The organism is Spectribacter hydrogenoxidans (genome assembly GCF_031846275.1).
Taxonomy (GTDB): domain Bacteria; phylum Pseudomonadota; class Gammaproteobacteria; order Nevskiales; family Salinisphaeraceae; genus Spectribacter; species Spectribacter hydrogenoxidans.
Genome location: NZ_JAVRIB010000022.1, coordinates 19,689 through 28,230 on the forward strand (window position 1 = coordinate 19,689; position 8,542 = coordinate 28,230).

9 protein-coding genes are annotated in these 8,542 nt (G+C 66.5%); 7 read left to right on the forward strand and 2 right to left on the reverse strand.

The features are described 5' to 3' along the window. Nucleotides 1–23 precede the first annotated feature (23 nt). Nucleotides 24–2,969: a choice-of-anchor Q domain-containing protein gene (locus tag RM532_RS14890; protein WP_311654132.1), complete on the reverse strand. Its 2,946-nt coding sequence runs from the start codon at nucleotides 2,967–2,969 to the stop codon at nucleotides 24–26. Nucleotides 2,970–3,150: 181 nt separating this feature from the next. On the opposite strand from RM532_RS14890, the gene RM532_RS14895 reads away from it, so the two are divergent. Further along, a complete protein-coding gene (locus RM532_RS14895; RefSeq protein ID WP_311654133.1) occupies nucleotides 3,151–3,924 on the forward strand; it encodes a class II aldolase/adducin family protein in 774 nt (257 codons plus the stop codon). Nucleotides 3,925–4,180: 256 nt separating this feature from the next. Here the strand turns inward: RM532_RS14895 and murB are convergent, their stop codons facing one another. Continuing rightward, nucleotides 4,181–5,173: a UDP-N-acetylmuramate dehydrogenase gene (gene murB, locus RM532_RS14900; RefSeq protein ID WP_311654134.1), complete on the reverse strand. Its 993-nt coding sequence runs from the start codon at nucleotides 5,171–5,173 to the stop codon at nucleotides 4,181–4,183. Nucleotides 5,174–5,312: 139 nt separating this feature from the next. Here murB and RM532_RS14905 point away from each other — a divergent pair, with 139 nt between their 5' ends. The 6 genes from RM532_RS14905 to RM532_RS14930 all read left to right on the forward strand — a co-directional run. Further along, on the forward strand, nucleotides 5,313–6,491 hold the full coding sequence (locus tag RM532_RS14905) for a pyridoxal-phosphate-dependent aminotransferase family protein (protein ID WP_311654135.1): 1,179 nt from the start codon (nucleotides 5,313–5,315) through the stop codon (nucleotides 6,489–6,491). Between the two features lie 28 nt (nucleotides 6,492–6,519). Beyond that, nucleotides 6,520–7,212 (forward strand): HAD-IB family hydrolase, encoded by a 693-nt coding sequence (locus RM532_RS14910; protein WP_311654136.1) that lies wholly within the window; start codon nucleotides 6,520–6,522, stop codon nucleotides 7,210–7,212. Between the two features lie 59 nt (nucleotides 7,213–7,271). Beyond that, nucleotides 7,272–7,607, forward strand: a complete 336-nt coding sequence (locus RM532_RS14915) for a nucleotidyltransferase family protein (protein ID WP_311654137.1) — start codon at nucleotides 7,272–7,274, stop codon at nucleotides 7,605–7,607. Next, a complete protein-coding gene (locus RM532_RS14920) occupies nucleotides 7,594–7,947 on the forward strand; it encodes a HepT-like ribonuclease domain-containing protein (RefSeq protein ID WP_311654138.1) in 354 nt (117 codons plus the stop codon). Before RM532_RS14915 ends, RM532_RS14920 begins: the two co-directional genes overlap by 14 nt. A 144-nt stretch (nucleotides 7,948–8,091) precedes the next feature. Then, nucleotides 8,092–8,319 carry a type II toxin-antitoxin system Phd/YefM family antitoxin gene (locus RM532_RS14925; protein WP_311654139.1) on the forward strand — a complete coding sequence of 76 codons (228 nt, stop codon included), beginning with the start codon at nucleotides 8,092–8,094 and terminating at the stop codon, nucleotides 8,317–8,319. After that, a partial coding sequence (locus RM532_RS14930; RefSeq protein WP_311654140.1) for a type II toxin-antitoxin system VapC family toxin occupies nucleotides 8,316–8,542 on the forward strand: 227 nt, incomplete at its 3' end. The genes RM532_RS14925 and RM532_RS14930, both read left to right, overlap by 4 nt.

Here is an 8,542-nt window from a genome sequence, read left to right on the forward strand (position 1 = left end):
GGATTGCCACGGCCGGATGGGATCTACAGGTTGATCAGGATCCCGGGCCCGAACACTGGCAGACCCTGGCCGACGACCACGTTGTCCGTGCTGCCGGCGGCTTCCAGTTCCAACAGCCGGAAACGGACATCACCCTGAATCGCCGGATCGCCGAAGAAGATCGGGTCCGGCGGCGGAATTTCGTCGCCTTCGCTGCAGGCGCTCAGGCCCACGGCCACCAGCACCGCCAGCATCAGCCAGCTGTGGCGGCCACGGCGACGGCGGACCATCACCAGCAGGCCGGCCAGCAGGCCGCCGGCCATCAGCGGGGCATCGACCTGCCAGTTCTGCACCAGCGGGTCGGCCGGATCTTCCGGCTCCGGCAGGGCGCGCAGTACGACCAGCAGGCTTTCGCTTTCGCCCGCGTCGAATACTCGCCCGGCGCCGCCGTCGAACTGGAACTGGGTGCCGGTTCCGTCTCCGGTGCCGACCACGTCCGTTTCGTTGTCATCGAGGATGCCGTTGCCGTTCTCGTCCACGACGATCTCGAATTCCAGCGGGGCATCCAGGTCACGCAGTCGCAGCCCGATCAGTGCCTCGACCCCGCTGTTGAGCAACATGTCCGCGCGGAACCCGCTCAGGGTGACATCGTCGTCGCCGGTGTTCTCCAGGCGGAAGGCCAGCACCAGCAGGTCGCTGTCGAGGGTGGCGTTGATCGCCTCCGGTGCGGTGTTGGTGACGGTCAGACGCGGGGCGTCCGCGCGTTCGAAGGCGCCGCTGTCGCAGGGCGTAATGCGCTCTGCATCGCGCTGGTCGCGCAGGTTGACGGCCGGGTCGTTGCACAGCGCGTCGGCACCGGCTTCGACCGCGGGAGAGTCCGCCTGCAGCGGGTGGGTGGTGGTGGGGCCGCCGAATAGCTGGAGTTCGTCGAGGCTATCCGCGCCCGTGGTGACGGTATTGGCGTCGACCTCGACGGCATCGGCCACGAAGTCGTTGCCCTCGCCATCGGCGCTGTTGCCGGTGACCAGGCTGCTGGCCAGCGCGATGTCCGGCGTGGGTGTCGCGCCCACGGCCAAGCCCCCACCATCGCCGGCGGCCCGGTTCTGCGCGACCGTGCTGAAACGCAGCTGGCTGCTGCCGCCGCTGATCTGATAAACGCCGCCGCCGTCGCTGACAGTGGCTTCGTTGCCCGAGATGGTGCTGTTGGTCACCACCAGTGTGCTGTTGCCGCCATTCCAGAGCCCGCCGCCCTGGCTGGCCGAATTGAAGGCCACCACCGAGTCGTCGATGCGGGCGGTGCCGCCGCTGACATGCAGCCCGCCGCCGTTGCCGGGGTTGCTGCCGGTCATGTTGCCGTCGGCTTCATCATCTCCGCCCAGGGTGACCTGATTCAGCTGAAGGTTGCCGCCGGTCATTTCGATCGCCGCGCCGGCCCGTTCGGCGGTGTTGCGAAACAGTTCGGTCCGGGTCAGCGTGACGTCGGCACCGGCGTTGAACAGGGCGCCGCCGGAGCCGCTTTCCCCGTCCGCCGCGTTGTTGCGCAGGCGGGAATTGCTCCAGTCGAGACTGCCGCTGGCCAGATAGACACCCGCGCCGCCCTGACCGACATCCGCGCCGGCCGCGCCATTGCTGGTGACGTCGATCTGACTGCCCGTGAAGGTGCCGCCGTCGCTCCAGATGGCGCCGCCGGCGATGGCAGCGCCGTTGCCGCGCAGGGACACGGTGTCCAGCGCCACGGTGCTGGCGCCATCCACGTAGATGCCGCCGCCACGCAGTGTGCGGATATTGCTGCCGTCTTCTGGATCGGGCTGCAGCCCGTTGTTGGCGAACGCGACGCGGCTGGCGGTAAACGACGCGCCGTCGAACAGGGCGAGCGTGCCGCCGTTACGCGCGGCATAGTTGGCGTTGAGAATGCTGCCGTTGATCTGGATGCTGCCGCCGCGGCTGAAGATGCCGCCGCCGTCTCCGTTCTCGCCGGACGCATCGCCGTCGGTGATGGTGCTTTCGACGATCTCGATGGCGCCGCCATCGTTGTAGATATTGCCACCACCCTCGCCTTCGGCATCGTGGCTGGTCAGATTGGACGCGGTGATCGTCAGCGTGCCGCTGCCGCCCAGCCAGATGCCGCCACCGTTGCCGGTGGCCAGGTTGTTATTGACGTTGGCATCTTCCTGCAGCACCCCACCGTTGGGCAGATGCAGGCCGCCGCCGTCGGCGGGGTCGAAGCCCTCGCTGTTGCCATCCTCGTCGCGCTCGCCGGCCACGTTACGGGTGATGAAACCGCCCGAGAATTGCACGTTACCGGGTGCGCCGGAGCCGTCGGCGATGGCGCCGCCGGCACGATAGGCGGTGTTGTTGTTGAGGCTGCTGCCGCTGGCGGTAAGGCTGCCGCCGGCATCGATATAGATGGCGCCTCCGGCTCCGGTACCCGCGGTGGTGCCCGTTGCCAGACCGTTGACGATGTCAACGCGCTCCAGGGTCAGCGCGGCGCGGGCGATGATGTTGCCGCCGTTGGCGGTGGTTGCCCGGCCGCCGGCGAGATTGACCCGCTGCAGGGTCAGGGGTGTGTCCACTTCGAGTACTCGGTGATCGGCATCGTCGCCGGCAATCGCGTCCAGCAGAACCCGCGGTTGATTGCTGTCGATGTCAGGATCGCCGCCGTCGATGGTCAGCGTGTTGCCGTCCGCGTCGTTGACTGCCAGCGCCATCGTGGGCAGTTCCAGCGTGTTGCCGGCCAGGCCGCTGGCGAAGGTGATGATGTCGTCGCCCGGCGTGCCGTCAGCCGGGCAGTCCTCGTTATCGACCGCATTGGCATTGGCGTTGTCCAGCGCCTCCCGCAGGGTGCAGTCGCCGTCCGCGGCCACCGTGTCGTCGAGCACGGTGACTTCATAGGTTGCGGCCTGGGCAAGGGGCAGGACCAGCATCAGCACGCCGGCACCGGCCAGGCGCCGCCAGGGGCCGCGCACACTCGAAAGGGTCAGCATCATCATCAATCCTCGTTGTGCCGTGCCGGGCGGCAAGCGGCCAGTCGAAAGCGCGTGATCGTAACATTGTGACGGGCTTGGACAGCGGCTCGCGCCAGTGGTGCGGCGCGGGTTAGAGTCGGCATCACACAACTGACGGCATCAGCCCGGTGCCGACGGTCCCGATACGCCACCGAAGGGGATGCTCATGGTGACAGCCGCTACAACCAGTCAGGATGTCCGTCGCCAGGTCAGTGACGCCGAGTGGGAACGCCGGGTGGATCTGGCCGCCTGCTACCGGCTGGTGGCCATGTTTGGCTGGGATGACCTGGTGTTCACGCACATTTCGGCCCGGGTGCCCGGGCCCGAGCACCATTTCCTGATCAACCCCTACGGCATGTTCTTCGAGGAGATTACAGCCAGCTCGCTGGTCAAGATCGACGCCGAGGGCAACAAGGTGATGGACTCGCCCTACGACACCAACCCGGCCGGGTTCACCATCCACAGCGCCATCCACGCCGCCCGCGAGGACGCGCTCTGTGTGCTGCACCTGCACACCCGCAACGGCATCGCCGTGTCGGTTCAGGACGAAGGCCTGCGGGCCTATTCGCAGCAGTCGCTGTTTCCGCTGGCCTCGCTGGGGTATCACGACTACGAGGGCGTGGCCCTCAACGAGGACGAAAAGCCGCGACTGGTGGCCGACCTGGGCGATGCCAACAATCTGATCCTGCGCAACCACGGGCTGCTGACCGTGGGCGAGACAGTGGCCGACGCCTTCCTGGCCATGTACCTGCTGGAGAGCGCCTGCCAGATACAGGTGCTGGCGCAGAGCACCGGTCAGACCCTGCGGGAAGTGCCCGATCCGATCGTGGCCGGCATCAAGCAGCAGGCGGACAAGGTCACGCGCGGGCTGGGCGGCAAGCTTGCCTGGCCGGGTCTGCTGCGCAAGCTGGATCGGCGCGACCCGTCGTTTCGGGATTGAGCCGGAATCGGCCCGCGACCGATCCACGACGCTCAGGCCGTAGGGCGCGATTCATCGCGCCTGACGCTGTCACCGACCATGGCGCCCGGGCAAACCGGCCGAATGAATTCGGCCCTACCCCTGTTTGAAACGGGCGTAACGACCGGCTGACGCCGCCCACAAAAAAGCCGACCCGCAGGTCGGCCCGCGACACGGGGCATGCCCCCGAAGCCGCTGTCGAATTCGTAATCTGCCAGCGTCAGATGACAACTTTATTTCAGGGCGCCCGCGTGTCGGCGGGCAGCCGCGTTACCGGCGCGAACTCGCCCACGAACCCGATTTCGGGCGTGAGCCAGTGACCGGTCTCGGCCGACACCACTTGCTGCGCGTGCATGATCAGCGCGCAGATATCGGCGGCAGTGGCGCCGCCCCGGTTGACGATGATGTTGGCGTGCCGCGGTGAAATCTGCGCGCCGCCGCAGATCAGTCCCTTCAAGCCGCACTCGTCGATCAGCCGGCCCGCGCCGATGCCCTCGATCTTGCGGAAGATCGAACCGGCCGAGGGTTCCGTACCCAGCGGCGGATGACGCTGGCCGCGCCAGTCGAGATTGGCGGCCATGATCTCGCGTAGCCGTGTGGCGTCGGCCGGGGTCAGCGCGAAGGTGGCGGACAGCACGATGTCGTCGCGGTCGTGCAGCACCGAGTAGTCGTAGCCAAACCGGAAGTAATCCACACCCACCTCCCGGTACTCTCCCTCGGCGGTGAGTAGCTGCGCGCTTTCCAGCACTTCCGCGATGAACATGGTGCGGTCCCGCTCGGGCGGCGGCGACAGAAAATGCAGGTTCTGCCACAGCGCCCCGCCGACGGTGGAGGGGATGCCGACGAAATGTTCCAGGCCGGACAGGCCGCGGTGAACCGCCGCGTCGATGACGTCCGGGTACATGATGGCGCCGCTGTCCGCGGTGAGCCGATGGCCGGCCACGTTGATCGCGCCGCTGCTATTGCGGATCACCAGTCCGGGATGGCCGCGGTCGCCGACCAGCAGATTGGCGCCGCAACCCAGCAGCAGGTAGTCGATGTCCAGTCGGCGCGCGGCACGCACGGCGTTTGCCAGGTCGTCCGCGCCACGGGTTTCGAGCAGGCACTCGGCGGTTCCACCCACCTGAAAGGTGGTCAGCGGCGCCAGCGGCACCTCGCGGGCGAGCGGGCGGCCGATGGCCTGCTCGAAATCCCGAATCTGGGCGGGATTGATGGGACGGACTCTGGGCATTGTTTGGCGGACATCGAGGCGACGGAACGCGCCGGGCAAGGCACCCATTTCAAGGTGCCGCCCGGCGGGCAGGGGTTAGCCAGCTTGCGGCGAATCCAGTATCGTACCGCGCTGGTTTGACTTTGATGAGCACCCGCCTGTGACGCTTACCAGTTTTCAGCCGCCCAAACGCCTGCTCATGGGGCCCGGCCCCTCCGACGTGCACGATCGCGTGCTTGCCGCGATGGGTCGTACCACCATCGGGCATCTCGATCCCGAGTTCATTCGCCTGATGGACCAGATCAAGGCGCATCTGCGCGCGGTGTTTTTCACCGACAACGATCTGACGATGCCCATCTCCGGTCCGGCCACCGCCGGCCAGGAAGCCACCATCGTCAATCTGCTGGAGCCCGGCGACAAGGTAGTGGTCTGCGTCAATGGGGTGTTTGGCGGCCGGTTGGCCGAAATGGCCCGCCGCGCCGGCGCCGAGGTCACTACGGTGGACCAGGACTGGGGCCGCGCCGTCGATCCGGAGGCCTTGCGCGCGGAACTCAAGCGCGTGGGCCCGGTGAAGCTGGTGGCGTTCGTCCACGCCGAAACCTCGACCGGCGCCCTGTCGGATGGCGAGACACTGGCGAAGATCGCCCACGAGGCGGGGGCGATGGTGCTCATGGACACGGTCACCTCGCTGGCCGGGGTGCCCGTGCGCATTGACGACTGGGGCATCGACGCCTGCTATTCCGGCACACAGAAGTGTCTGTCCTGCCCGCCCGGCCTGTCGCCGGTGACCTTCAGCAAGCGGGCCCAGGACGTGATGAACGAACGCCAGGCGCCGGTACAGAGCTGGTTCCTGGACCTGTCGCTGCTGACCGGCTACTGGAGCGGCGGCGCCCAGCGGGCCTATCACCACACCGCGCCGGTGAACGCCCTCTACGGGCTGCATGAATCGCTGGTGATGATTCTGGAAGAAGGGCTGGAATCGGTCTGGGCGCGCCATCGGCGCTGCCACGAAGGCCTGGTTGCCGGACTGGAAGCCATGGGCCTGACCATGGCCGTACCCGCAGCGGAACGGGTGCCAGAACTCAATGCGGTCCGGGTGCCCGAGGGCGTGGACGAGGCCGGCGTGCGTCGGCGCTTGCTCGAAGACCACGGGATCGAAATCGGCGCGGGTCTCGGTCCGCTGGCCGGCAAGATCTGGCGCATCGGCCTGATGGGCCAGAGCAGCCGCCCGGAGAACGTCGCCCGTTGTCTGGCCGCGCTGGAAACGGTGCTGCAGCAGTCGGGTTATCAGGTCCGGCCCGGTGAGGCCACGGCAGCCGCCGAGGCCGTGGCCGGCTGATCATGCCCACGGTGATCGGGGGCCGGGAATGCAGGCGGAGGTAGCCGATCCCAGTGGGTCGGCGGCCGTCGGCACCCGGCGGGTGGCGGTATTCGATCTCGATGAGACCCTGACCCGTCACGATACGTTCCTGCCGTTTCTTCGCGGCTATCTGCGCCGTCATCCGGCCTGTGTGGTTGGCCTGCTGTGGTTGCCGGTACGCGTCGTGCGGGGTTGGCTGGCCAACCGGCGAACCGGAATCAAGCGCGCGGTGCTGGTCAGCGTTGCCGGCGGCCAGCCGCGGCAGCGGCTGCTGGCCTGGGCGCAGGCATTCGTCGACGATCTGCTCGAACACGGTATGCGCCCGGCCGCGCTGGACTGCCTGCGCGAACACCTGGCCGCAGGGGACCGGGTGATCCTGGCCACCGCCAGTCTCGACATCTACGTCGAACCATTGGCCCGGCGATTGGGTATCGAGGAAGTGGTCTGTTCGCGCGTCGCCTGGACCGGCGACGATCGGCTGGCCGGCATGAATGGCCTGAACTGCCGCGACGCCGAAAAGCTGGCCCGTGTCCGCGCGGTGCTGGGCGATGGCGTCGAGCCGACCGAAGTGATCATGTACTCCGATTCCCATGCCGATCTGCCCCTGCTGTCCTGGGCCGGGCAGGGGGTGGCGGTATCACCCACCCGCAAGCTCGCGGCGCTGGCGGAAAAGCTGGGGCTGGATCACCGGGGGTGGTGAGTGGCGCGATGCGCGCTTCTATCCAATACGGGTGTCTGGCCCGATCTTTCCTATACGGCATGATTCGCGCGGACTACAATCCGTATATGCATGCGCTGATCGAGAACAATCGCCGGGCCATCGCCGAATTGTGCCGACGCCACCGCGTGCACAGGCTCGAAGTCTTCGGTTCGCTTCTCCGCGATGATTTCGATGCGCGAGACAGCGACGTCGATCTGATCGTGGAGTTCGAGCAGGATGCGGCCCACAGCTTCGAGAATTATCTGGCCTTGAAAGAATCACTGGAACACTTGTTCGAGCGGTCCGTGGATCTGATCGAGCCGCGAACGATCCGTAACCGCCGTCTTCGCCACTATATCGAGCAAAGCAAATCGTCAGTCTATGACGCAGCGTGATCCCGGGGTTTACCTGGAGGATATCGAATACTGTGCCGACGCTGCGGTCCGCTACACCGCCGGATATAGCTTGGCGCAGTATCTGGCGGACGACAAAACCCGGGCCGCGGTCGAACGTATGCTGGAAATTTGCGGCGAGGCACTGCGCCAGCTCGACCGCGCCGCACCCGATGTCGCGAGCCGGATACCCTACACACGCGAGATTATCGGGTTTCGAAACATCCTCGCCCACGGCTATGCCGAGCTGGATCATCACAAGGTCTATGCGATTGCGGTGATCCACGCCCCGGAACTGCTCGCGGCGGTGCGGACCACGCTCAAGGAGTTCCCCGAACCCTGATTCCGGACTCGCGGATCATGACGGCTTGGAACGTGGTCTGGGCCGGTATTCCCGTACGGCCGACTTCAGTCGGCTAATGCGATCCGGTTGCAAACGGCGCACTGAACTATCAGGCTAAGCTATCGGACTAAGTCTGGAGTAGCCATGTCTGAACTGATCAATATCCATAAAGCCAAGACCCATCTGTCCCGGCTGCTGGCGAGAGCCCATGCGGGTGAGGAAATCATCCTGGCCCGGGCCGGTAAGCCCTATGCGCGGCTCATGCCACTGGAAAAGGCCGAGCGTCGGCTGGGTTTCATGGAAGGCCGAGTGGACGACAGTTTCTTCGATGCACTGCCGGCCGAGGAACTGGATAGCTGGGAGGGGCGATGACGCTCCTGCTGGACACGCATATCTTCCTCTGGGCTTTGATGGAGCCGGCAAAGTTGCCGGCCCGCGTGCGTGCCTTGCTGGAAAGCGCCGATACCAAGCTGCTCGTGAGCGCGGTATCGGCCTGGGAGATTGCCACCAAGTACCGGCTTGGCAAGCTCCCCGGCGCCCGGCCCGTGGTGGCGGATTACGCCGGGGCCATGCACGGCCTGCAGGCGACGCCTTC

What these genes read in the sequence shown, in the direction of transcription:
- RM532_RS14915 (WP_311654137.1), top strand. Translation starts at nt 7,272, where the DNA reads ATGATTCGCGCGGACTACAATCCGTATATGCATGCGCTGATCGAGAAC.
- RM532_RS14895 (WP_311654133.1), top strand. Translation starts at nt 3,151, where the DNA reads ATGGTGACAGCCGCTACAACCAGTCAGGATGTCCGTCGCCAGGTCAGT.
- RM532_RS14890 (WP_311654132.1), bottom strand. Translation starts at nt 2,969, where the DNA reads ATGATGATGCTGACCCTTTCGAGTGTGCGCGGCCCCTGGCGGCGCCTG.
- RM532_RS14925 (WP_311654139.1), top strand. Translation starts at nt 8,092, where the DNA reads ATGTCTGAACTGATCAATATCCATAAAGCCAAGACCCATCTGTCCCGG.
- RM532_RS14920 (WP_311654138.1), top strand. Translation starts at nt 7,594, where the DNA reads ATGACGCAGCGTGATCCCGGGGTTTACCTGGAGGATATCGAATACTGT.
- RM532_RS14910 (WP_311654136.1), top strand. Translation starts at nt 6,520, where the DNA reads ATGCAGGCGGAGGTAGCCGATCCCAGTGGGTCGGCGGCCGTCGGCACC.
- murB (WP_311654134.1), bottom strand. Translation starts at nt 5,173, where the DNA reads ATGCCCAGAGTCCGTCCCATCAATCCCGCCCAGATTCGGGATTTCGAG.